At 57.5% G+C, this 23,266-nt stretch carries 21 protein-coding genes; 12 read left to right on the top strand and 9 right to left on the bottom strand.

All coding sequences use genetic code 11. The features are described from left to right. Positions 1–207: 207 nt before the first annotated feature. A complete protein-coding gene (gene malF / locus HB631_RS05525) occupies positions 208–1,779 on the top strand; it encodes a maltose ABC transporter permease MalF (protein WP_213990165.1) in 1,572 nt (523 codons plus the stop codon). Between the two features lie 12 nt (positions 1,780–1,791). Continuing rightward, positions 1,792–2,682 carry a maltose ABC transporter permease MalG gene (gene malG / locus HB631_RS05530; RefSeq protein ID WP_213990166.1) on the top strand — a complete coding sequence of 297 codons (891 nt, stop codon included), beginning with the start codon at positions 1,792–1,794 and terminating at the stop codon, positions 2,680–2,682. 212 nt (positions 2,683–2,894) lie between these two features. Here the strand turns inward: malG and malQ are convergent, their stop codons facing one another. Continuing rightward, the gene (malQ, locus tag HB631_RS05535; protein WP_213990167.1) at positions 2,895–5,003 is read right to left on the bottom strand and encodes a 4-alpha-glucanotransferase; all 2,109 of its coding nucleotides are present in this window, start codon (positions 5,001–5,003) and stop codon (positions 2,895–2,897) included. Between the two features lie 300 nt (positions 5,004–5,303). Between malQ and malT the strand changes: the two genes are divergently transcribed. Beyond that, positions 5,304–8,018 carry an HTH-type transcriptional regulator MalT gene (gene malT / locus HB631_RS05540; protein WP_213990168.1) on the top strand — a complete coding sequence of 905 codons (2,715 nt, stop codon included), beginning with the start codon at positions 5,304–5,306 and terminating at the stop codon, positions 8,016–8,018. Positions 8,019–8,304: 286 nt separating this feature from the next. Here the strand turns inward: malT and satP are convergent, their stop codons facing one another. Both satP and HB631_RS05550 read right to left on the bottom strand, forming a co-directional pair. Further along, positions 8,305–8,862 carry an acetate uptake transporter gene (satP, locus tag HB631_RS05545; protein WP_213990169.1) on the bottom strand — a complete coding sequence of 186 codons (558 nt, stop codon included), beginning with the start codon at positions 8,860–8,862 and terminating at the stop codon, positions 8,305–8,307. 147 nt (positions 8,863–9,009) lie between these two features. Further along, positions 9,010–9,765 carry an IclR family transcriptional regulator gene (locus HB631_RS05550; protein WP_213990170.1) on the bottom strand — a complete coding sequence of 252 codons (756 nt, stop codon included), beginning with the start codon at positions 9,763–9,765 and terminating at the stop codon, positions 9,010–9,012. An 85-nt stretch (positions 9,766–9,850) separates the two neighbouring features. Between HB631_RS05550 and HB631_RS05555 the strand changes: the two genes are divergently transcribed. The 9 genes from HB631_RS05555 to HB631_RS05595 all read left to right on the top strand — a co-directional run bounded on the left by HB631_RS05555 (position 9,851) and on the right by HB631_RS05595 (position 18,282). Then, a complete protein-coding gene (locus HB631_RS05555) occupies positions 9,851–11,512 on the top strand; it encodes a hydantoinase B/oxoprolinase family protein (RefSeq protein WP_213990171.1) in 1,662 nt (553 codons plus the stop codon). Next, positions 11,509–13,551 (top strand): hydantoinase/oxoprolinase family protein, encoded by a 2,043-nt coding sequence (locus tag HB631_RS05560; protein WP_213990172.1) that lies wholly within the window; start codon positions 11,509–11,511, stop codon positions 13,549–13,551. The genes HB631_RS05555 and HB631_RS05560 overlap by 4 nt, the downstream gene beginning before the upstream one ends. A 27-nt stretch (positions 13,552–13,578) precedes the next feature. Then, positions 13,579–14,361, top strand: a complete 783-nt coding sequence (locus HB631_RS05565) for an ABC transporter substrate-binding protein (protein WP_213990173.1) — start codon at positions 13,579–13,581, stop codon at positions 14,359–14,361. Positions 14,362–14,511: 150 nt separating this feature from the next. Beyond that, positions 14,512–15,315, top strand: a complete 804-nt coding sequence (locus tag HB631_RS05570) for an amino acid ABC transporter ATP-binding protein (RefSeq protein ID WP_275955683.1) — start codon at positions 14,512–14,514, stop codon at positions 15,313–15,315. Between the two features lie 113 nt (positions 15,316–15,428). Further along, positions 15,429–16,127, top strand: coding sequence for an amino acid ABC transporter permease (locus HB631_RS05575; protein WP_213990174.1), 699 nt, complete (start codon positions 15,429–15,431; stop codon positions 16,125–16,127). 66 nt (positions 16,128–16,193) lie between these two features. Further along, on the top strand, positions 16,194–16,646 hold the full coding sequence (locus tag HB631_RS05580; protein WP_255556834.1) for a MarR family transcriptional regulator: 453 nt from the start codon (positions 16,194–16,196) through the stop codon (positions 16,644–16,646). Positions 16,647–17,139: 493 nt separating this feature from the next. Beyond that, positions 17,140–17,397, top strand: a complete 258-nt coding sequence (locus HB631_RS05585) for a YdgH/BhsA/McbA-like domain containing protein (RefSeq protein WP_213990175.1) — start codon at positions 17,140–17,142, stop codon at positions 17,395–17,397. Positions 17,398–17,592: 195 nt separating this feature from the next. Then, positions 17,593–17,850, top strand: coding sequence for a YdgH/BhsA/McbA-like domain containing protein (locus HB631_RS05590; RefSeq protein ID WP_213990176.1), 258 nt, complete (start codon positions 17,593–17,595; stop codon positions 17,848–17,850). Positions 17,851–18,024: 174 nt separating this feature from the next. Continuing rightward, on the top strand, positions 18,025–18,282 hold the full coding sequence (locus HB631_RS05595) for a YdgH/BhsA/McbA-like domain containing protein (RefSeq protein WP_213990177.1): 258 nt from the start codon (positions 18,025–18,027) through the stop codon (positions 18,280–18,282). 141 nt (positions 18,283–18,423) lie between these two features. Here HB631_RS05595 and HB631_RS05600 read toward each other — a convergent pair whose 3' ends face one another. The 6 genes from HB631_RS05600 to HB631_RS05625 form a co-directional block, all read right to left on the bottom strand. Then, complete coding sequence (locus HB631_RS05600; protein WP_213990178.1) at positions 18,424–18,948, bottom strand: DUF1993 domain-containing protein; 525 nt, start codon at positions 18,946–18,948, stop codon at positions 18,424–18,426. Between the two features lie 111 nt (positions 18,949–19,059). Beyond that, a complete protein-coding gene (gene cytX, locus HB631_RS05605; RefSeq protein ID WP_213990179.1) occupies positions 19,060–20,337 on the bottom strand; it encodes a putative hydroxymethylpyrimidine transporter CytX in 1,278 nt (425 codons plus the stop codon). A 182-nt stretch (positions 20,338–20,519) separates the two neighbouring features. Further along, positions 20,520–21,029, bottom strand: coding sequence for a M48 family metallopeptidase (locus tag HB631_RS05610; RefSeq protein WP_213990180.1), 510 nt, complete (start codon positions 21,027–21,029; stop codon positions 20,520–20,522). Positions 21,030–21,065: 36 nt separating this feature from the next. Next, positions 21,066–21,266 (bottom strand): hypothetical protein, encoded by a 201-nt coding sequence (locus HB631_RS05615; protein WP_213990181.1) that lies wholly within the window; start codon positions 21,264–21,266, stop codon positions 21,066–21,068. Positions 21,267–21,550: 284 nt separating this feature from the next. Continuing rightward, a complete protein-coding gene (idnO, locus tag HB631_RS05620) occupies positions 21,551–22,315 on the bottom strand; it encodes a gluconate 5-dehydrogenase (protein ID WP_213990182.1) in 765 nt (254 codons plus the stop codon). Positions 22,316–22,336: 21 nt separating this feature from the next. After that, positions 22,337–23,212: an SIS domain-containing protein gene (locus tag HB631_RS05625; protein WP_213990183.1), complete on the bottom strand. Its 876-nt coding sequence runs from the start codon at positions 23,210–23,212 to the stop codon at positions 22,337–22,339. Positions 23,213–23,266 lie beyond the last annotated feature (54 nt).

The following is a 23,266-nucleotide window of genomic DNA, read 5'->3' on the forward strand; positions in this document are numbered from 1 at the left end:
GGGCGTGGTTTTCCGCCCGACCGAGCGCCTCATGGCACGGTAGGCTCGCGATCACCGATCGTGCAACGAACCTGTTAAAGGGAGAGCGTGCCAATGAGGTCGAATCGGGCGTGGTTTTTCCGCCCGACCGAGCGCCTCATGGCACGGTAGGCCCGCGATCACCGAACGTACAATGGACATGGCGGTCCGCCGTTTAAGGAGGGGGTTATGCTAGCTATAGATCCGACTCCGCCCGGCGGGGAGAAGACACATTGGTGGCGACACCCCTGGGTGAAAGGGGGATGGGTGGCCGCCATGGTGCTATTGATTGCCTGGCTGGTAATACCCATGTATGCCCGGGGCGAGTATCTGTTTGCCATGGTGACGCTGATACTGACCGGCACCGGCGTCTATCTGTTTACCAACCGGCGGGCTTACGCCTGGCGCTACGTCTTTCCCGGCGCGGCGGGCATGGGCCTGTTCGTACTGTTTCCGCTGATCTGCACCGTAGCCATTGCCTTTACCAACTACAGCAGTGTTCATCAATTGACCTTTGAACGCGCCCGGGGAGTACTGCTGGACCGGCAACTGCTGTCCGGCACGCCTTATGATTTCGCGCTCTATCCCGACGGCGGCCAATGGCGCCTGGCGCTCACCAACCCCGATGGCGGCGGGACACTGGTTACGCCGTCATTCAGTTTTACCCTCGGGGCGGAAAGGACTCTGCCTTTATCCCGGGCCGATGGGCCACCGGCGGGAGAACGAGGCACGCTGCGCAGCATCACCCGGCATCGCCAGGAGCTTGGCGGTTTGACCCTGCAACTTCCCGACGGCGCCCGGTTACGTATGAGCTCGTTAAGGCAATTTTCCCGGTTGCAGCCCCTCTATATCCCGGGAGCGGGACAAAGCCTGAGCGACAGCGGCACCGGCAAGGTTTATCGGCCGAACCCGACAACGGGTTTCTATCAGGTGACGAGGGCCGACGGCGAATTCGGCGACGATAGACTCAGCCCTGGTTACACGGTATCAGTAGGCTGGAAAAATTTCCTGCGGGTATTGGAAGATCAGGGCATCCGCCAGCCCTTCCTGGCAATTTTCGTCTGGACGCTGCTTTTTTCATTTCTCACGGTACTGGCCACCGTGGCCATCGGCATGGTATTGGCCTGCGTGGTGCAATGGGAGGCATTGAGAGGCCGGGCTGTTTACCGTTTGCTGCTGATACTGCCCTATGCCGTACCGTCGTTTATCTCTATCTTGATTTTCAAAGGATTATTCAACCAGAGTTTCGGCGAGATCAACCTGATGCTACAGGCCCTGTTCGGGATCCAGCCGGCCTGGTTCAACAATCCGGCGCTGGCCCGGCTGATGCTGGTGGTGGTCAATAGCTGGCTGGGTTACCCCTACATGATGATCCTGTGCATGGGATTGCTGAAATCCATCCAGGACGATTTATATGAAGCCTCGGCAATGGACGGCGCCGGGCCTTTTCAGAACTTTTTCCTGATTACCCTGCCGCTGCTGATTAAACCCCTGACGCCGCTGATGATTGCCAGCTTCGCCTTCAATTTTAACAATTTTGTCCTGATTCAATTGTTAACCAACGGCGGGCCGGATCGCATCGGCACCACCACGCCGGCCGGTTATACCGACCTGTTGGTGAGCTATACCTACCGGATCGCCTTTGAAGGCGGCGGCGGGCAGGATTTTGGCCTGGCGGCGGCCATCGCCACCCTGATATTTCTGCTGGTGGGCGGCCTGGCGGTGCTCAACCTGAAAGCCGGCAGAATGAATTTTGATTAAGGAGACGCACCCATGGCCATTGTTCAATCCCGATCCCATTACCTGCGTCTGGCTGTGACCCATCTGATCCTGCTGGGATTTATCGCCCTGATTATTTTCCCGCTGCTGATGGTGGTGGCCATTTCACTGCGGGCCGGCAATTTTTCCACCGGCAGTCTGATTCCTGAACATATCTCCCTGGAGCATTGGCGTCTGGCGCTGGGTTTCACGGTACATCACCAGGACGGCAGCCTGACGCCGCCGCCCTTCCCGGTACTGCTGTGGCTGTGGAATTCGGTGAAAGTGGCTTCTATCACCGCGGTTGGGATCCTGGCGTTGTCCACCACCAGCGCCTACGCGTTTGCCCGCATGCGCTTTTGCGGTAAAAACGCCCTGCTCAAAGGCATGCTAATCTTTCAGATGTTTCCGGCGGTGCTGTCGCTGGTGGCGCTATACGCCTTGTTTGATCGCCTGGGGCAATACCTACCGTTTATCGGCCTGAATACCCATGGCGGCGTGATCTTTGCCTATATGGGCGGTGTGGCGCTGCATGTCTGGACCATCAAGGGCTATTTCAACACCATCGACGGTTCACTCGAGGAAGCGGCGGCCCTTGACGGGGCAACGCCCTGGCAGGCCTTCCGGCTGATATTGCTGCCGTTATCGGTGCCCATACTGGCGGTGGTTTTTGTGTTGTCGTTTATCGCGGCGGTGACCGAAGTGCCGGTGGCCTCGCTGCTCCTGCGGGACGTCAACAGCTATACCCTGGCGGTGGGGATGCAGCAATACCTCAGTCCGCAAAACTATCTGTGGGGGGATTTTGCGGCGGCGGCGGTGCTCTCGGCCCTGCCCATCACCCTATTGTTTTTATTGGCCCAACGCTTCCTGGTGAGCGGGCTGACCGCCGGGGGAATTAAAGGCTAACGCCACTATTGCGGTAATTGTTGTATCAATACCCTAAATAATTCGAGTTGCAGGAAGGCGGCCACGCAGCGAATCCCCAGGAGCTTACTTGGGTAAGTGACTGGGGTGAGCGAGGAAAGCCAACGCACCTGCAGCTTGAAGTATGAGGGGTATATCTGTGTCTGTGTGCTGTGTCTTCGGCGACCTCATGGGGTCGCCCTTTTTTTGGTCTGTTATCCCGCTTTGCCGCGACGCAGGTTGATCTCTCTTAGCAGGCGGTTAACGCTTCTGTCGGCGAAGATTTCGTCGAGTGAACGGGACAGTTTTCGGCGCCAGTTGGGGTATTCATCGCTGGTGCCGGGAACATTCACCGGCTCCGCCATATCCAGCCAATCTTCCGGCTGCAATCCTAGCAGAGCGCTGGCGCTGTCGGCGAGAAACCGGTGCATTCCGCGGTTAAGCACCGGCGACATCTTCAGACGGTCAGCCTGGCGCCGGGTACGTTCGGGCACACTGCCCTGGCGGTGCAGAGCATCAAGCAATCCTTGCCGCGCCAGCCGGCGGTCCTGGTGCAGGAACGCCAGTATGCCGTCGTCGGGATACAGCCCCAAGGCCCGGCCGAGCCGCAAATCATCACCGCCCCAGTAACCGCGCAGCGTCGGCAAATCATGGGTGGTAAGGGTGGCCATGGATTGGGGCGGGTAGTGGGACGGCGAACGGAAAACATGGCTTCCGTCCCGCTCGAAGTACAGCACCTTATAGGAGTAGACACCGCTTTGAAGCAGGCGGCTGACAATTTCCCGCGGCACGGTACCGAGATCTTCCCCGATGACCATGCAGTGATTGCGCTGGCTCTCCAGTGCCAGGATAGCCAGCAGATCGTCCACAGGATAATGGATATACGCACCCTGTCCGGCGTTATCCCCCAGAGGGATCCACCACAGGCGCAGCAGCGACATGACGTGATCGATACGCAGCGCGCCGCAGCCGCGCATATTGGCCCGCAACAAATCGATAAACGGCTGGTAGCCGCGGACCGCCATTTCATGGGGCGACATCGGCGCCAGGCCCCAATTCTGGCCTTGCGGGCCGAGCATATCCGGCGGTGCCCCCACCGAGGCCCGCAGGCAATACAGCGCCGGCTCGCTCCAGGTTTCCGCCCCGCCGTCGCTGACCCCCACCGCCAGATCCCGGTATAGCCCGAGAGGCATCCCCAAGGTGCGGCATAAGGCGAAACAGTCGTTGAATTGCCGATCCGCCAGCCATTGCAGCCATAGATAAAACGCGATCTCCCGGGACGAACGGCGGCAAAATTCCTCTACGGCGGGGCCGCGGGCATCACGGTACTGTTGCGGCCATACCTGCCAATTCCCGTTCCCGTTATCACAGGCGCTAAGATGCCCCTGCAGCGCATCGAAGATGCCCTGATAGCGCAGGCTGTCCCCGCCGCGGCTTACAAACTCTTCGAAGTCTCGTCGGCGGGTATCGTCCACGGCGCGCCGGTTGAATTGTTGCCAGGCCAGACGCAGCGCCGTTAACTTCAACGCCGCCACACGCCGGTAGTCCACCTGCGGGCAGGATCGGGCTTGTTCCAGAGCCTGCTCAGTCTCCTTGCGGCTTCGCCACAAACGTGCTGACGGACTGAGTTGAAAATCCTCCACGTCGCTCACGTCGATATAGAGGATATTGAGCCAGCGCCTGGATGAAGGACTGTAAGGGCTGGCATTGTCCGGCAGGCTCGGGTACAGGGCATGGATAGGATTCAGGCCGACAAACGATCCCCCGCGCCCGGCGATTTCCCGGATGAGCCGTTTTAAATCGCCGGTATCGCCGATGCCCCAATTGCTCCCGGATCGCAGGGTATAGAGCTGAACGCAGGTGCCCCACAGCTTGCGCTGCTGCTGCAGTTCGCCGGGTTCATAACAGCGCCTGGGGGCGACGATTATCCGGCAATGCCACTCCCGGCCGTCCTGGTTCAAGGTCAGGCGATGGTAGCCCGGCGGCAGGGACACCGGCAGCGAGAGCCGTTCCCCGGCAACGGCTTTTCCATGATGGATACGGCCCTGTTCGGTGTGCAGCCACCAGCGAAAGCGGCCCTGTCCGCCGGGCATCAGCCAGTAACGGTCATCGGGGCCGTCCCGGTAGGGGGTGTTTTGCCGGTATACCAGTACCGGCGGCAGCGGGGCGGCGGGGGACGCGCCGGATTCGGCGGCATCCTCCATGGCCTCTTGCAATCGCTGTATCGTATGGGGGGAAATAGTTTGCCGCTGACCGAGGGCATCAATGTAATCGGCGGCGATGCCGGCATTGGCTGAGAGTGATTTTGATCCGATATCTTCCATGCTCATCCCCTCCGGCCTGATTGCCTGCCGGATACAGTGCTTCCTCCCCTGCCTGGCGGCACAGGCGGTACCGATGCTTCAATGGCTAACCTAGCGTAAGGCCTGGGTATTTCTCATCCTCCAGCGGGAAAATAATCAGGGATGAGCGATAAGGCGTAGTGAAATTTGTGACCGTGCGCAATTTACCGGAGCAGGAAATAGATAAACCTGTAGTAATAAATACTTACATAATCTTTACTTTGCACAAACAATAAATTTGAACTTTTTTTCACCATTTCTTACCTCTGGATAATAAAAAAAATGCTGATCCCCTCAAAACTCAGACGGCCTGCCAGGCTGCAAAATACGGTTGTTCGGCAACGCTTGTTAGATAGACTTTCCGCGGCGGCTAATTACCGCCTGGCCCTGGTCACCAGTCCCGCCGGCTATGGCAAAACGACGCTGGTGGCGCAGTGGGCGGCGGCGAAGCAGGATTTAGGCTGGTATTCCCTGGATGAAAGCGATAATGAGCCCGAGCGATTCGCCAGTTACCTGATTGCGGCATTCCAACAGGCAACTGGCGGCCACTGCCAGCGCAGCGAGGCGCTGGCGCACAAACATCAATATGCCACCCTAACGACGCTATTCACCCAGCTGTCGGTGGATTTATCCGACTGGTCCAGACCGATATTCCTGGTGATCGATGATTATCACCTGATTACCAATGAACTTATTCATGAGTCCATGCGGTTTCTGCTGCGTAATCAGCCGGATAACCTCAAGCTGATCGTGCTATCGCGTAATTTACCCTCTTTGGGCATCGCCAATCTGCGGGTGCGGGAACAGTTGCTGGAAATAGGCAGTCAGCAATTGGCTTTCACCCACGAGGAAGCCAAGCGCTTTTTCGATTGCCGGCTGGGAATGCCTATTGAACCTCCCGACAGTAATCGTTTGTGCGATGAGGTAGCCGGTTGGGCAACGGCCTTGCAACTGATCGTGCTCTCCTCACGCCAATCCGATACGCCCGCCTGTAAGACAGCGAAGCGGCTATCGGGCATTAATGCCGGTCATCTTGCCGATTATCTGGTGGATGAGGTGCTGGATCGGGTGGATGAATCAACCCGGCGTTTTCTGCTGCGCTGCTCGGTGCTACGTTCCATGAACGATGCGCTGATTGGCAAGCTGACCGGCGAGGATAACGGCCAGCATCGACTGGAGCAGACCGAGCATCAGGGCTTGTTTATTCAGCGTATGGATGATTCCGGCGAATGGTTCTGTTTTCATCCGCTGTTCGCCAATTTTCTGCGACAGCGCTGTTTATGGGAATTGGCCGCGGAACTGCCCGCTATCCACCGCAGCGCCGCCGAAGGCTGGCTGATCCTGGGCTATCCGGCGGAGGCTATCCACCACGCCATATCCGCAGGGGACCGCGAGATGATATGCCGGATTCTGTTGGACAACGGTTGGCGGCTATTCAACCACGGTGAGCTGGCGCTACTGGATCGCTGCCTGAAACATGTGCCCTATGACGAGTTGATTACCCGTCCCAGGCTGGTGTTGCTTAAGGGCTGGCTGGCCCAAAGCCAGCATCGCTGCACCGAGGTGGCGGATATGCTCGCCCAGGATAAAGCGCAAATGTCGGCCCGTAATGTGGAAATCAATCCGATGCTGCAGGCGGAGTTCAACGCGCTGCTGGCGCAGGTGGCGATAAACACCGGCCATACCGACCAGGCGGAGGTCTTGGCCGCCGAAGCGTTGCGTTATTTGCCTCTTTCCAGTTTTTACGGTCGCATTGTCGCCACGTCGGTGACGGGGGAGGTCGCCCATTGCAAAGGGCGGTTGACCCATGCCTTGGCCATGATGCAGCAAACCGACCGGATGGCCCGGCAGCACGAAGTGTATCACTACGCCTTGTGGGCACTGTTGCAGCAAAGCGAAATATTAATTGCCCAGGGCTATTTGCAGGCGGCGTACGATATTCAGGATAAAGCGTTCAAGCTGGTGGGGGAGCAGCATCTTGAGCAATTGCCTATGCATGAATTTCTCCTGCGCCTGCGCGCTCAATTGCTTTGGTCCTGGGCGCGCCTTGAAGATGCGGAGCTGGCCGCCAAGGCCGGACTGAACGTGCTGGTGGGCGCCCAGCCGCAGCAGCAGTTGCAATGTCTGGCGCTGCTGGCGAAATGCGCGCTGGCGAGGGGCGATGTGGACGATGCCCGCCGCTTGTTGCAACGGTGCGATAATCTGATCAGCAGCGGGCAGTACCACAGCGACTGGATAACAAATGCCGATAGGCCCCGGGTGATTTATTGGCAGATGACGGGCGATACCGTCGCCGCCGCCAACTGGCTTAATCAGACGGTTAAACCGGATTGTGTCGATAACCATTTTCTCCAGGGGCAATGGCGCAATATCGCCCGTGCTCAAATTCTGCTCGGTCAGTTCGATGAGGCGGAAGTGGTGCTGGATGAATTGAACGATAACGCGCGGGCGCTGCAACTGGTGAGCGACCTTAACCGTAATCTGCTGCTGAACAATCTTATCTATTGGCATACCGGCCGTAAAAGCGAAGCCCAGAGCGTGCTGATGGAGGCGCTGACCTTGGCCAATCGTACCGGGTTCATCAGTCATTTCGTGATTGAAGGGGAAACGATGGCGGTGCAGTTACGCCAACTGCTGCAATTGGGCATCCTGCCTGAGCTGGAGCAGCAGCGCACTCAGCGTATTTTGCGCGATATCAATGCCCATCACCGGCATAAGTTCGCCCATTTCGACGAGGAGTTCGTTCATCAATTATTGCAGCATCCGCAGGTCCCGGAGCTTATCCGCATCAGCCCGCTGACCCAGCGTGAATGGCAGGTGCTGGGCTTGATTTATTCCGGCTACAGCAATAATCAGATTGCCGGCGAGCTGGATGTGGCTTCCACCACCATCAAAACCCATATCCGTAATTTGTACCAGAAGCTGGGAGTGGGGGAGCGTCAGGAGGCGGTGACGCAGGTGAAGAGTATGCTGACGATGATTGGGTATCAGGTATAGGGCGCGGGATCCCTTTAACAGGTTCGTTGCACGTTCGATGATCGCGGGCCTAGCGTGCCAGGCACTCGGTCGGGCAGAAAAACCATGCCCGATTCGACCTCATTGGCGCGCTCTCCCTTTAACAGGTTCGTTGCACGCCCGGCGATCGCGGGCCTAGCGTGCCATGAGGCACTCGGTCGGGCAGAAAAACCATGCCCGATTCGACCTCATTGGCGCGCTCTCCCTTTAACAGGTTCGTTGCACGCTCAGTGATCGCGGGCCTAACTGCCAAGGGCCCCCGAATTATTCAGCCCACCGGCAGGATTTTGCGGCCGAGCTGCTCGTTGATGACCTCGGCCATAGCCAGGTAAATAGCGCTGGCGCCGCAGAACAGCCCGACGTAGCCGGCGATGACCAGCAGCGGCTTGTTGGCGGTGATATCACCGATGGCCAATAAGGCGAACAATAGCGTCAGGCTGGCGAAAACCACCTGCAGTGCGCGGCTGGCGGCCAGGGTGGCGAAAAACATAAACAGCGTGAACACGCCCCACAGCGCCAGATATACGCCGAGGAACACTTCATCGGTGGGGTCGGCAAGGCCCATGCGCGGCAGGACCAGAATACCCACCAGGCTGAGCCAGAACGCGCCATAGGAGGTAAACGCCGTCATGCCGAAGGTATTACCCTGTTTGTACTCCATGATACCGGCAATCATTTGCGCTATGCCGCCGTAAAAAATCCCCATACTGATAATGATGGACGTTAAAGGGAAAAAACCCGCGTTATGCAGATTAAGCAATACGGTGGTCATGCCAAAACCCATCAATCCCAACGGGCCGGGGTTCGCCAACTTAGTGGTGTGCATAAGTCCTCGGTAATTTAAAAAGAAAAAAAGAATTCATCCTCCCAACGGCCGTGCTTCAATGAAAATCATTCCATCACGCAGCCAGGCCGCAGCATCATAAAGATGTCGGCATGGTTAGACAATGATTTGGATAATCTTCAAGAAGAATTAATGCCATCCCAACCGGCTGCTCAGTAAGCCGGCGTTATGTTTCACTTCAGCAATCAGCGCCTCTCTGTTTTCGCTGAAGCGGCTGGAAATCGCCGCGATATTCAATGCCGCCACGGTTTCGCCTTTGCCGTTAAGCACCGGCGCAGCCACCCCCGAACCGCCGATATCGATCTCCTGATCGGATACGGCGTAACCCTCCCGGCGGGCCTTGAGGATATGCGCTTTGATCTGTTCGCGGTCCACCAGGGTATGCCGGGTGTACTGCACGATACGTTCCCTGGACAGGTAATTATCGATTTGTGCGTCGTCTCGCGCCGCCAGCAGCGCGCGTCCCATGGCGGTGCAATAAGACGGCAGACAGCTGCCGAGGGGAGATTCATAGCGTACCGGTTGCGTGCCGCTACAACGCTCCAGGGTTTTCAGACGGCCTTCGCCGTTGAGTACGCCCAGCATAATGGTTTCGCCGCACCGATCCCGCAGTTCGCGCATGACTGGCAGTGCCATTTCGCTCAGGCGCGCTTCCGGTCCGCAAATCCAGCCCGGGCCCTCTCGAAAGGCGCTGTTGAGCTGATAACGGTCCGTCTCGTCGCGTACCGCATAGCCCCGTGACACCAGGGTGGCCAGCAGATTATGGGTACTGCTCTTCGGATAGCCCAATTCGTCAACAACTTCTTTCAGTGAGAGTGGTTTCTCCCATTGGGTCAATAATTCAAGCACTTCCAGCACCCGCACCGCGCTTTTCACTTCGTTCATATATGTGAATCCTATTCTTGTTGCTGAACACTTTTTTACTATGTTAGAACGTTAAATACAATATTTCTCACGGGCAGAATTCGCAATGAGCCTTGCAGCGCCGTTGGACCCCATCGCAATCGAGCTGGTTCGTCACGCTTTCCATTCTATTTGTGATGAAATGGCGGAGTCTCTGGTGCGCTCCAGCCATTCCCCCAATATCAAAGAACGACGGGACTGCTCGTGCAGCGTCTATGATGTGAATGGCGATATTGCCATCCAGGCGGAGCATATTCCCATCCACCTGGGCGTTATGGCGGGGGCCTTGCGTCATATCCTGGCCGCGTATCCGGTGGGGGAGATGGTACCGGGTGATGCTTTCCTGGTTAACGATCCTTATTATGGCGCCAATCATCTGCCGGATTTTATCGTCGCCGGGCCGCTGTTCGCCGGAGGCGAGATGGTGGGCTTCGCCGCCAGTATGGCGCACCACACCGACGTGGGCGGGCTGACGCCGCGCAGCATGCCGGCCACCGCCACCGAGATTTTCCACGAAGGCCTGCGTATCCCGCCGGTCAAGCTGGCCGCCGCCGGTGCGGTGGATAAGAATCTGCTGACCCTGATTGCCGCGAACTCGCGTCTGCCCGAGGAGCGCATGGCGGATCTGGGCGCGCAGATTGCCACCATCCGGGTAGCGCAAAACCGTATTGACGAATTGGCGCGGCGCTATGATATGGCTCAACTGCGGTTCGCCATGGCGGAAATCATCCGGCTTTCGGAACAGACCACCCGCGCCTGTATCGCCGCGCTTCCGCGGCAGGTGTGGAACGGCGAGGCCCAGGCCGATTTCGGCGGCGTGATGATTCCGCTACGGGTGGCCGTCAGCAAGGACAATGACGTTCTGAACATCGACTTCACCGGCAGCGGGCCGCAGACCGAGAGCCCGTTCAATTCCTGTCTGGCCAATACCCTGGCCTGCGTGTATATGGCGGTGCGTATTACCCTGGCGCAGGGCATCCCGGCCAACGCCGGCATGTATCGCGCGCTGAATATCACCATCCCGGAGGGATCAATCCTTAATCCCCGTTTCCCGGCGGCCATTTCCGCCGCCACCCAGGTGTCCTACCATACGTTCGAAGCCTTGATGAACGCACTGTCGGCGTTTTCGCCGGAGCTGGTGCTGGCGGGAACCGGCGGCGGCGGGGTGTTTTCCTTCGGCGGCCCAAATCCGCGCACCGGCCGGTTATTCGCCTATGGCGAGGCGCTGGGGGGCGGCTCAGGCGCCAGCCAGGTGGCGGATGGCGAAAGCGGCATGATCCCGCCGGTGGCCAATTTACACGATACGCCGGTGGAAGTGCTGGAAATGAGCCTGCCGGTGCGCATCCTGCGCTATGAGCTGGTGGAGGGGTCGGCGGGGCAGGGACGTCAGCGCGGGGGGCTAGGCCTGCGCCGCACCTTCCAGATTCTTACGCCGGTGCGCTGTTCCTTTCAGGTCAGCATGCCCACCCGCGGACCGGACGGTTTGCTGGGCGGTACCGCCGGCACGCCGACGCGCATCACCGTGACCCCGCCGGAGGCCAAGCCGCGGCACATTACCGGTTTTAGCGAACTTTCAGCCCCGGCGGATACGCTGATAGAAGTGGAAACCGCCGGCGGCGGCGGATACGGCCTGCCCGCCGAGCGGGACCCCAAGGCGGCGGAGCAGGACAGGATTTATGGCTATGGCGGCCATGGGGCGAGCTTTCAGGCACAGGAGAAGCAAGCATGACCGGTTTATTGGCAGCCGTGGATGTCGGCGGCACCTTTATTGATGTGGTGGTCAGCAACCCCGCCTCCGGAGAAACCCGCATCGCCAAGGTTCTGCATCGCAAAGGGGATCAGGGCAACGATATTCTGGCGGCCCTGGACGCCCTGGCGGTTGAAATGGGCGCCCGCGCCGCCGATATCGAGGCGGCGGTGGTGGGCACGACGGTGGTGACCAATGCTCTGCTTGAAGGCGCGCTGGCAAAAACCGCCCTGTTGACCACCGAAGGATTTCGCGATGTGCTGGAAATCGCCCGCATGACGCGGCCCTCATCCTACGATCTCCACGTCAGGCGCGCGCCGGTGGTGGCGCCCCGGAATTTGCGCCTTGAGGTGCCGGAACGCCTCGATTACCAGGGCCAGGTGCTGAAACCCCTGAATGAAGCGGCGCTGGACAGCTGCATAGAACGCCTGCGGGAAGCGCGGGTGGAGGCGGTGGCGGTGAGTTTGCTGTTTTCGTTCGTCAACCCGGAACACGAACGGCGGATCGGCGAGAAGCTGGCGGGGCTTGGTGTGCCCATATCACTCTCGTCCGAGGTTTTGCCGGTATTTCGCGAGTACGAGCGCACCACCGCCACGGTGCTGAATGCCGCCACCATGCCGGTGATGGCACAGTTTCTAAGTGGTCTCGAAACGCTGAAAGACAATGGACCGGCGCGGACCTTTGTCATGGGTTCCGCCGGCGGCTGTCTGACCTTTGCCGAAGCGCGTCGTTTTCCGGTGAAATGCGCCATGTCCGGCCCGGCGGGGGGTGCTGTGGGGGCATTGGAGCTGTCGGCCCGCCACGGTCTCGGCGAGGCCCTGACGCTGGATATCGGCGGTACCAGTTCGGATATCGCGCTGCTGCGCGGCGGCGCCATTCCGGTCACCGATGAACGAACCATCGGCGGATATCCGGTGGCGGTGGCCTCGGCGGAAATTGAAACCATCGGCGCCGGCGGCGGTTCCATTGCCTATCTGGATCGTACCGGATCCCTCAAGGTCGGCCCCCAGAGCGCCGGATCGACGCCGGGTCCGGCCTGTTATGGCCGCGGCGGCACCCGGCCGACGGTGACCGACGCCCATGTGGCGTTAAACCGGCTCGGGGTGCGCAGCATGCTCGGCGGTGATTTTGTCCTGGATCGGGATGCCGCCGTGGCCGCCATTGGACAGCATATCGCCGCCCCCCTGGGCCTGAGCTGGCAACGGGCGGCCCAGGGTATTTTGCAAATCGCCACCGCCAACATTGTGCGCGCCATCCGGGCCATGTCGGTGGAACGGGGCCACGATCCGCGCCATATGACCTTGATTGCCTTCGGCGGCGCCGGTCCGCTGCACGCGGTGGATGTGGCCCGTGCGCTGGATATCCCCCGGGTGTTGATCCCCTATTATTCCGGCGTATTTTCCGCTCACGGCATCCTCTCGGTGGATATCGCCTATGACGCCCAGCGTACCTGGCTGCGTACCTTATCCGCCATCAATGTCGCCGAACTGGCGGCGTTAACCGGCGAGATGGTGGATGCCTTGCTGGCGCGGGCCGCCGCCGATGGCTTTATGCCGGAGGATGTGGTTATCGCCTGGTCGGCGGATTTACGCTATCAGGGACAATCCCATGCCCTGACCGTGGCGTTGCCCAGCGCCGACGCCGAAGGGCTGGCCGCCAGCCGGACGGCATTTTTAGCGGAACACCAGCAGCGTTACGGCCATGCCTCCGAGACCCTGCCGGTGGAATTACTGAATCTGCGGCTGAAAATCAGCCGGCCGCGGCCTGCCGCCGGCGAAGTGGCCATGGCATCGGCCCAGACCGGCGAACCGACGGCTCGGCGCCAGGTCTGGCTCAGCGCGGAGGAGTGCGTCGATTGCCCGGTCTACCAAAGAACCGAACTGCCGGAAAGCTGGCGTGCCACCGGCCCGTTGGTTATCGAACAGTTCGATACCCTGACGCTTATCGGACCCGGGGATCGGGTGGAAGTCTTGCCCGGTACCCGAGCCTTATCCATAAATATCCACCCCCAAACTGTTTGACAACCATGCACCCCGAGGAGATACCGAATGAGATTTTCTGTAAAGCACGGCGCGGCACTGATGGTACTCGCCGCCACATTAAGCGTCTCCGCCTGGTCCGTCCAGGGGGCTGAAGGTTTCACCAAGCTGCGCGTTGCCGCCGATCCGAGCTATCGGCCGATCTCCTTCCAGGATCCGTCGGGCAAGCTGGTGGGGTTTGACGCCGACTTCGCCGCCGCCCTCGGCAAACACATGGGTGTGCCGGTATCCTATGAAGGCATGGCGTGGGACGGCATTATCCCCGCGCTGCAAGGGGGCAAGATCGACGCCATCACCAATCTGGTGATCAGCGACGATCGCAAAAAAGTGGTGGCATTCTCTGAACCGATCATGACGCAAACGATTGTCCTGGTGGTAAAAGCCCATTCCGGCCATGAACGGCTCACCGCCGCCAATCTGGGGAAACTGAGAGTCGGGGTGATGGTCAATACCGCCGCCGCCACGGCGCTGCAGTCCATGAAGGATGTCACCCCTACCACCTACAACACCGTGGTGGATGCCTATAATGATTTGATGCTCGGCCGTATCGATGTGGTGGCGGTGGAAAGCGTTAACGGGACTTACATCGTCGCCAGCCAATACGCCGGTAAATTGGCGGTGGTGAAACAGCCGCTGACCAATGACGTCAAACTGAACGGCGTGGCGCTGCGCAAGCAGGACACCGCCGGATTGAAGCAGGTCAATACCGCCATTGACAAGATGAAAGCGGACGGCACCCTGGCCGCCATCGCCGTCAAGTGGTTCGGCAACGCCGATAACGTGCCGAAATAAGCCGGGCGTCCGCCGGGGACAGCGTCTTAACGAAGCGCCCGATTTCCGGTGGGCATCGGCACCAGGCGGCGGGATTTTCCGAGGCGATGGGGTGCCAGTTAACACGGCACAGACGCCAATGGGTGTATTTAATGGTTATGAGGTCGCCAGATGCCTGATATGACGGAGGTGCCGCCGGGCAACGATAAGATGCCGGTGCTGCGAATCACCGGGTTGTGCAAATCGTTCCACGGCGTTCCGGTCCTGAAGGATATCTCCCTGGATATCGCCCGGGGTGAAACCGTCGCCATCATCGGTCCCAGCGGCGCGGGCAAAACCACCCTGCTGCGATGCGTGAATTTTCTCAACGATTATGACAGCGGCAGCGTGCTGATCAGGGGCGAGCAAATCGGTTACCGGCAGGGGGGTAAACGGCGCATTGAAGACAGCGATGCCAATATCAGCCGCATGCGCCGCAAGACCGGCATGGTGTTTCAGCGCTTTGCGCTGTTCCCGCACCTGAGCGTGCTGGAGAACCTGATCGAAGGACCCGTTCGGGTTCTTCGCCAGCACCGTGGGGAGGCGGTGGCGCGGGCCATGGCGGTATTGACGTCGGTGGGTCTGGTGGATAAGGCCCAAGCCTACCCCGCCTGGCTTTCCGGCGGTCAGCAGCAGCGGGTGGGCATTGCGCGGGCGTTGTGCATGGAGCCCGAAGTGCTGCTGTTTGACGAGGTGACGTCGGCGCTGGATCCCGAACTGGTGGGTGAGGTGCTGGCGGTGATGCGGCGCCTGAGCGAAGAGGGGCGCACTATGCTGATGGTCACCCATGAGCTGCGTTTTGCCCGGGATGTTGCCGACCGTATTGTGTTTATGGAACAAGGGAGCATTATCGCGGATCTCCCGGCCCGGCAATTCTTTGAACAGCCGCCGAGCGTTCGTATCGAGGCGTTTCTGGCATCCAGCGCGTCAAAATAGGTATAGCGATGGATCGCCGCATTGACACCGTCCCGGGAGCCTGTTCGTCATCGAGCCGCTGAGCCGCTGACTTGTCGTATCGTCGAATCGTTAATAAGGGGATGGCCCGAGCAATGATGGACTTTATGGTGGCGTATTCGCCGCTTTATTTAAAAGGCGCCCTGGTGGGGCTTGCCCTAACGGTTTTCGCCATGATCGGGGCATTGCTGATAGGTCTGCTGGTGGCCTTGGGCCGGTTATCCCGTCGTACCCCGCTGCGTTTGCTGTGCCTGGGGTATGTGACGCTGTTTCGGGGTGTGCCGCCTCTGGTATTACTCTATCTGGTGTATTTCGGACTGCCGGCCTGGGCCAGTCAGGCCGGCAGTCCGTTATTGATAAAACTGCTGAGTCCGCTGGATAATCGCCTGTTCGCCGCCACCCTGGCCTTTGCGGTCAACGCCGGCGCCTACACCGCTGAAATCATCCGCGCCAGCATCACCTCCATCCACAGTGAACAGATGGAGGCCGCCCGCTCCATCGGCATGACCTATCCGCAGGCCATGCGGCGCATTATCCTGCCGCAGGCCTTGCGGGTGGCGTTCCCGCCGTTATGCAACGAGTTTATCATTGTGCTCAAGGGAACCTCCCTGGCCTCGGTCATCGGCGTGACCGAACTGATGCGTAACGCGCAGATGGTTGCCTCGGCCACCTTCCTCAATCTTCAGGCCTATCTTTTGGCGGCGCTGTTTTACGTGGTTATGGTTATCCTGCTGCAAATCGCCTCCAGCGCCATTGAACGGCGATTGGGCACGCCCCGGGGCAGCCGGTCCTAAAGTTTTTCGATTAGCCGCGTAATTTGTTACAGTAGTCTTTTAGCGGGCAATTGGGCGACCAGGGGAATGATGGACAATAAACAGCGCGAACCCGAAACCAGCGCCGTGGCCATGGCGGGAGAGCTACGGCTGCTGATCGGCAATTTGAGCCGGCGATTGCGTGAACAGGCGCAACCCGGGGATTATACCTGGTCGCAAAAATCGGTTATTTTGCGTTTGGAACGAGAAGGCCCCGCCACCGTCACTACTCTCGCCAAGGCGGAGGGCGTACGCCCGCAGTCCATGGGCGCCACGGTGGCGACGTTGGAAGCCGCCGGTATGATAAGCGGCACGCCGGATCCCTCCGACGGCCGACAAACGCTGTTATCCCTGAGCGAGCGCTGCCGCGAGATAATAAAGGCCGGCCGCGCGGCCCGTGAAGATTGGCTGTTCCATGCCATCAGCAATCATTTTGCCCCCCATGAGCTTGAACAGCTTGCCGATGCTATTACGCTGCTTAAACGCCTGACGGAATCTTGATCTTTATCCCTGCTGAGGCCTCTCAAGACGGCTGTCGCCGACCCTCGGTTTGACCGGCAACACTGACCGGTATAAGACGTCGTTTTCTCGGTTTGACCGGGAATCTGGCCCGGTATAAAACGCCGTTTTCTCGGTTTGACCGGCAACTCTGACCGGTATAAGACGCTGCTTTCTCAATCTGACCGCCATCTCCGCCCGGTCCAAACCGGGTTGCCAATGAGGCTATTGAAGGATTCCCGCTTCCCATCAGGCTGTCTCCCCTATATAATTAACGAATGTTAATAAAAGGGTGATTTTCCTGGCGCGTCAAGATCGAATGAAGAAAATTTTAAAGTTTTTTTCTCAATAATTTTAGGAAGTTATATATTAAATTAACGATCGATAATAAAAAAGAGTTGATCCCCTGAGCCGAGAGGATTAGTATTTAGTTATCGAACGTTAAGAAATTAACGTCAAAGAGAAAAAATCCTTTACTTACCAGAGAGCCAACATCATGAAAAACGTAAAATACGCCATCGCCGCCATTGCACTGAGCACCCTGTCATTCGGTAGCTTCGCCGCCGACCTGGTAAACGCAGCTCCGGCGCAGCAGCAGTCAGTGGGCGTTATCAGCGTCAACGGCGGTCACGACGTGACCTCCATTGAAAGTCAGCTGGCTGATAAAGCCGCCCAGTCCGGCGCCAAATCATTCCGTATTATCTCGGTTACCGGTAATAATGAAATGCACGGCACCGCTGAAATTTATCAATAAGCGCCGTTAGCCACCAATAAACAGCAATAAACAGCAATAAACAAGCAGTAATAAATAAGCAGTAACGTATTAGCAGCGTAAACAAATAGCCCCGGCGGGGAAATATATCCCCGTCCGCTGAATAAAATCATCTGCATGAAATAACGATATCGCTATCGGTATTTCAAACACACACTTTAAAGAGAGACCGTGAAAATGAAAAACGTAAAATACACCATCGCCGCCATTGCACTGGGCACCCTGTCATTCGGCAGCTTCGCCGCCGACCTGGTAAGCTCGGCCCCGGCGCAGCAGCAGTCAGTTGGCGTGATAAGCGTTAACGGCGGCCATGACGTGACCTCAATCCAAAGCCAGCTGGCGGATAAAGCCGCCCAGTCCGGCGCCAAATCATTCCGTATTATCTCGGTGACCGGTAATAACGAAATGCACGGTACCGCTGAAATTTATCAATAAGCGCCGTTAGCCATCAATAAACAGGCAGTAATAAATAAATAGCATTATATAACAGCGTAAACAAATAACCCCGGCGGGGGAATATATCCCCGCCCGCTGAAAAAAAACATCTGCATGAAATAACGATATCGCTATCGGTATTTCAAACACACACTTTAAAGAGAGACCGTGAAAATGAACAACGTAAAATACACCATCGCCGCCATTGCATTGAGCACACTGTCATTCGGCAGCTTCGCCGCCGACCTGGTAAGCTCTGCTCCGGCCGAACAGCAGCAAGTGGGTGTAATCACCGTCACCGGTGGCCATGACGTGACCTCCATTGAAAATCAGCTGGCGGAAAAAGCCGCTCAGGCCGGCGCCAGATCGTTTCGCATTACCTCGGTGACCGGTAATAACGAAATGCGCGGCACCGCTGAAATTTACGAATAATGGATTGCACGCTATTGTTAAAATGTAGCCATAAGCTGTTAAAGCGCCAGGGAGGTAAGTTGCCTCCCCTCAAACACCAACTTAACGAAACGCCGACAAAATGATGCACATTTTGCCGGCGTTTTTGTTATGTGCTTCTTATTAGATGGACCCTAAGTAATCTTTTTTACCAATGGCCAGGCCCAGGTGACGCATGATGTCATAGGCGGTGGTGACATGGAAAAACAAATTCGGAAACGCCAGTTGGAACAGGTAGTCATAGCCGGTGAAGGTTTTTTCACTGCCGCGCATATTCATGACGATGGGACGCTCGCCGCTGTGCACGAACTGCTCCGGCTGCAAATTACCCAGGAAAGTCAGGGTCTTGGCGATACGCGCCTGCAGTTCGTCAAAAGTGGTTTCGGTATCCGGGAAGCTGGGCACTTCGCAGCCAGCCAATCGGGCAGCGCCGGCTTTGGCCGCGTCGCTGGCGGATTGAACCTGTCTTGCCAGGGTGAACATATCCGGGGCCAGCCGCGCGTTGATCCACTCTGACGGCTCGATGTTCTGTTCCTGTACATGGGTCGCCGCGTTAGCCAGCAGGGATGACAAATTCGTCAACATGCGGATAAAAACAGGCACCGAGGCCTGGTAAAAGCTGATGTTTTGTTGTGCCGGGGTAACCATAAAAACCTTCTTAGGGTAATCGAACAGATAAAAAAAGAGAAGCGCGCCCGCTGGCGCCAACGTATAACCGCTATCAAACTAGGGCCACCGTCCGGCGCCGTCAATGTTTTTCTAACGAGCGCTATTAAATTCTGCACGCCGGGCCAAGCCAAGATGCAGCAACCCGGAAATCACCAGCGACGGCAGCGTGGCGCCTACCTGGGGAAAGTCACGCACCAGCAGCTGATAAACCACGATACCGACTATCCAGGCGACGAATGCCCGCCAGGACAAACCGGCGCCGGGAGTCAGACGGCGACGGCGGCGAATCAGGAAATGCTCCGCCAGCACCACGCCGAATAACGGCGAAAAGACCGACCCGATAAGCAACAGAAAGTTTTCGTATTGAGACAGCGGCACCTGCCAGGCGATGAGGGTACAAACGATCCCGATGATTAAGGTCAAAGGCCTTACCTGGCGCGGGATGAACAGCGCCGAGGACAATGCCGCCGAATGGATGTCGGCGAAGGCGTTTTCATTTTCGTCAATCAGGATCAGCAACAGCGGGATACCCATGGCGGCGCCGGACAACGCCACCAATAGCGCGTTGGCATCGCCGTTGCCCGCATACGCCAGGGCATAAGCCCCGCCGAGAGCCATCATCCACAGGCTGCCCAGCAGATAACCGCCGAGAGTGCCGAGAAAACTTTGCCGGGCGCTTTTGCCAAAACGGGTGTAATCACCAATCAGCGGCAGCCAGGACAGCGCCATGGAGATAACAATATCGCAGCCGGCGGCAAACGGCAGGCTGCCGTTGCCTGTAGTCGCCGCCAGCCGTTGAATATCGCCGTGCCGCCATAACGACAGGCTTAGCCACGCACAGGCGATAAGCAGCAAATAAATTCCCCAACGCCGTAACACCAGCCGGATAAACGCTAGCGGCCCCCCTAGGGCGATGGCGGTGGCGCCGATGCCGAACAGCCATGTCCAAAGGGTGGCATCGGCCCAGATACTCTGGCTGCCCCACGCCCGCGCCGCCAATAACGACGCCGCATCGCGCATCATGACAATCTCGAAGGCGCCCCAGCCTATCAATTGCAGCAGGTTCAGCAACGCCGGTACCGAGGCGCCGGTCTTACCGAGGCTGAAGGCCATGGAAGCCATGGATGAACGCCCGGTGTCGAAACCAATGACCCCGGCCAGCGCCAGCAGAAGGCATCCCAGCAGCGAACCGAGCGTGACGGCATACAGCGAATTCACCATGCCCAGTCCGGGGGACAGCACGGCGCCGGCCTGTAGCACCGCCAGGCCGATACCCAAGGAGAACCATAACGAAAAGAAGTCCCGCCATCCCAGGACCCGGTCGGCCTCGGTAATGACCCTATCTGGAGCGTATATATTATTTTTCATCGGGTTATCAGTTTTTCAAAACGGATAACGACAATAGCACAACCTTATACCGCCGGGGATGATGCATGCCGACCCCGGTCGATAATTAATTTCAGTGAACCGTCGAAACGCTCAGACAAGATAAACCTCCTGATGGCTATATTGGCAGGTGTTCGTTCTCTGTAGCTTATACGGCCCAGAAATCAGTCGCGGCTTTCCTCATCGGCCAGCGCGAGGTGGGTCAACCAAAGGCGGGTATCGAACTCGAGCTGGTGATAGCGGGGCTCCATATGACAGCACAACTGATAAAATGCCTTGTCATGCTGCTTTTCTTTCAAATGCGCCAATTCATGCACGGTGATCATTCGCAGCAGATCGGCGGGCGCTCTTTTGAATACCGTGGCAATACGGATTTCCGCCTTGGCCTTGAGTTTGGACCCCTGGATGCGCGATACGGCGGTATGTAGGCCGAGGGCGTTTTTTAACACGTGAATCTTGCTGTCCCAGGCCACTTTGTCCACCGACGGCGCATTCCGCAAATAGGCATTTTTCAACTCAACGACATACAGATAGAGCGCTTTGTCGCTGGTGATGTTATGGGCCCCGGGGTAGCGCTGTTGCAATACCTGTCCCAGGCGTTGCTCGCTTATCAGTTGCCGCACCTGCGTCAGCAGATGTTCCGGGTATCCCTGCAGATAAGTCAATTCGCTCATGCGTTATCGCGCCGCTGTAGTCATGTAGTGATGTGGTTACGTAGTTACGCCCGGGAGGTCCACCGGCGTCCTTGGGATGATTATACCCGCTAACGGGCAACAGGGGGAAACACCCGCCGGCGGAATAACGGTACCGGCCATATTGCGCAGGCATTTGCCGGAGGTAATGGCGCCGGTCCCAAGATCGATAATCACGCCGGGGCCGCGTCCGGTTATCGAATTCGTGAACTCCAGCACTTTCTCGCCGGCGTAACCATGGAGAATGAAAAGTACAGGGAAGCAGTGGCCTTAAGCACAAATTAAATAAGGATAGCGCACGGACCGATACCAGCCGGTGAAGCCTTGCGACCGCCAGGCGTAAACCGGACGGGACGTGCGCATTATTTTCCCGGCGCATCATGTTCCCGCCACATCATGTTCCCGGGCCATCATGGTAAGTCTGTAGGTCGGCGCTCTGAAATTAAACGCGGTCCGTAATCGGCGTATTTAGCCCTCCCTTGTTTTAACCATGGGGTAATCAATCAGACCGCCACGCGCATGCCGCCATCCACAAACAGCAGATGTCCGTTGACAAAATCAGAGGCTTTAGCCGCGAGAAACACCGCCGCGCCGACAAGTTCCTGCGGATCGCCCCAGCGGGCGGCGGGGGTGCGTTTGGTCAGCCAGGCGGTAAAGGCTTCATCTTCCACCAGGGCTTTGGTCATGTCGGTGCTGAAATAGCCGGGGGCAATACCGTTTACCTGAATATTATAACGGGCCAGCTCAACGCACATCCCGCGGGTGAGCATTTTTACGGCGCCTTTTGACGCGGCATAAGGCGTGATGGTATCCCGGCCCAGTTCGCTTTGCATCGAGCCGATATTGATGATTTTACCGCGGTTTCGTTTCATCATATAGCGGGCGACTGCCTGGGAAACCAGAAATACCGACTTTTGGTTTACCGCAATAACTTCATCCCACTCCTGCTCCGGAAATTCGGTAAAGGGATGGCGCCGCTGGATACCGGCATTGTTTATCAGTACATTAATGGCACCGATAGTGGATTCAATGCGCTGGATAGCGTCCTTTACCGCGTCGCCGTCGGTTACGTCAAACGGCATTGAATAAGCGGTATAACCCTGCTCCCGCAGTTCATGCACCGCTTTATCCGTACCCTCGGCGGTGGTGCCGTTGATAATGACGTCAGCGCCATATTGCGCCAATCCCCGGGCCAGAATAAAACCTATACCCCGCGCGGAACCGGTGATTAATACCGTTTTATTCCGCAAAGAAAAGAGATCGTTCATTGAGCCTTCCTATTCAGTTGTTTATCCTTTGCCATGTAAAGGTTTGACGATTTCGATGCTCCGTTCCAGTTTTTCTTTCGCCCCGTGATAGTCCTGCAAAATAAGGGCAATAAACAGCGTATCGAGCAAATTAAGCTGGATGATACGGGCTACGGCATTTTGGCCCAATAACGGGCCGCCACGGGCGGGGCTGAAAATGGATAAATCGGATAATTGCGACAGAAGGGAAACGTTGTCGTTGGTGATACAGATGATTTTGGCGCCCCGTTCTTTCGCTACCTGCACGGCCTGGAGCAGCTCGCGGGTGTCTCCGGACTGTGAAATAACAATTATCACATCCCCTTCGCTAAGCTGACAGGCCACCATGAGCATCAGGTGATAATCGTTATAGGAATGACTGAGGATGCCGATGCGCAATAACTTGTGTTCAAAATCCAGGCATACCGTGGCCGATCCGCCTACGCCAAACAGCGTCACATGCCCGGCCAGCAGTATTAATCTCGATGCTTCGGTAATAACCGTCGGGTCAGCGACGGATTGCGCTTCTTTTAACGCATTGATGGAATTATTAAAAATTTTATCCAGCACAAGCTCGATGCTGTCATCCTCAGAAATTTCCTCTTCTTTATCAAAGGGTAAAGAAGCAAAATAGGTCCATAACGCCCGGCGTAATTCGCGGAAACCGGTATATCCCAGCTTTTTAGCCACTTTTACGATAAGGGGTTCCGAAACATTCAATGACGAAGCGACGTGTTTAATACTGGTTTGTTTGTTCACGTTGCCTTTGGTGATGAGCCACTCGGCGATCCCGCGTTCCGTTGTATTGAGCAGCGAGAGCGACATCTTTATTTTTGCGCCAATCGCCAAAGCATTTTCGTTATTGATCAGATCCACCATTTACTGCCCTCCGTAATAGGTCAAGGTTGCCAGTTATAGCAAACCGACCGGTGA

The organism is Sodalis sp. dw_96 (assembly GCF_018449575.1).
Classification (GTDB): Bacteria; Pseudomonadota; Gammaproteobacteria; order Enterobacterales; family Enterobacteriaceae; genus Acerihabitans.

Bases quoted from the DNA above. Each gene is read 5' to 3' on its own strand.
- cytX (WP_213990179.1), bottom strand. From the start codon at position 20,337: ATGAAAAATAATATATACGCTCCAGATAGGGTCATTACCGAGGCCGAC.
- HB631_RS05595 (WP_213990177.1), top strand. From the start codon at position 18,025: ATGAACAACGTAAAATACACCATCGCCGCCATTGCATTGAGCACACTG.
- HB631_RS05550 (WP_213990170.1), bottom strand. From the start codon at position 9,765: ATGAACGAAGTGAAAAGCGCGGTGCGGGTGCTGGAAGTGCTTGAATTA.
- HB631_RS05590 (WP_213990176.1), top strand. From the start codon at position 17,593: ATGAAAAACGTAAAATACACCATCGCCGCCATTGCACTGGGCACCCTG.
- malQ (WP_213990167.1), bottom strand. From the start codon at position 5,003: ATGGAAGATATCGGATCAAAATCACTCTCAGCCAATGCCGGCATCGCC.
- HB631_RS05585 (WP_213990175.1), top strand. From the start codon at position 17,140: ATGAAAAACGTAAAATACGCCATCGCCGCCATTGCACTGAGCACCCTG.
- malG (WP_213990166.1), top strand. From the start codon at position 1,792: ATGGCCATTGTTCAATCCCGATCCCATTACCTGCGTCTGGCTGTGACC.
- HB631_RS05555 (WP_213990171.1), top strand. From the start codon at position 9,851: ATGAGCCTTGCAGCGCCGTTGGACCCCATCGCAATCGAGCTGGTTCGT.
- HB631_RS05570 (WP_275955683.1), top strand. From the start codon at position 14,512: ATGCCTGATATGACGGAGGTGCCGCCGGGCAACGATAAGATGCCGGTG.
- malT (WP_213990168.1), top strand. From the start codon at position 5,304: ATGCTGATCCCCTCAAAACTCAGACGGCCTGCCAGGCTGCAAAATACG.
- HB631_RS05560 (WP_213990172.1), top strand. From the start codon at position 11,509: ATGACCGGTTTATTGGCAGCCGTGGATGTCGGCGGCACCTTTATTGAT.
- HB631_RS05625 (WP_213990183.1), bottom strand. From the start codon at position 23,212: ATGGTGGATCTGATCAATAACGAAAATGCTTTGGCGATTGGCGCAAAA.
- HB631_RS05610 (WP_213990180.1), bottom strand. From the start codon at position 21,029: ATGAGCGAATTGACTTATCTGCAGGGATACCCGGAACATCTGCTGACG.
- satP (WP_213990169.1), bottom strand. From the start codon at position 8,862: ATGCACACCACTAAGTTGGCGAACCCCGGCCCGTTGGGATTGATGGGT.
- HB631_RS05575 (WP_213990174.1), top strand. From the start codon at position 15,429: ATGATGGACTTTATGGTGGCGTATTCGCCGCTTTATTTAAAAGGCGCC.
- HB631_RS05565 (WP_213990173.1), top strand. From the start codon at position 13,579: ATGAGATTTTCTGTAAAGCACGGCGCGGCACTGATGGTACTCGCCGCC.
- malF (WP_213990165.1), top strand. From the start codon at position 208: ATGCTAGCTATAGATCCGACTCCGCCCGGCGGGGAGAAGACACATTGG.
- HB631_RS05600 (WP_213990178.1), bottom strand. From the start codon at position 18,948: ATGGTTACCCCGGCACAACAAAACATCAGCTTTTACCAGGCCTCGGTG.
- HB631_RS05580 (WP_255556834.1), top strand. From the start codon at position 16,194: ATGATGGACAATAAACAGCGCGAACCCGAAACCAGCGCCGTGGCCATG.
- idnO (WP_213990182.1), bottom strand. From the start codon at position 22,315: ATGAACGATCTCTTTTCTTTGCGGAATAAAACGGTATTAATCACCGGT.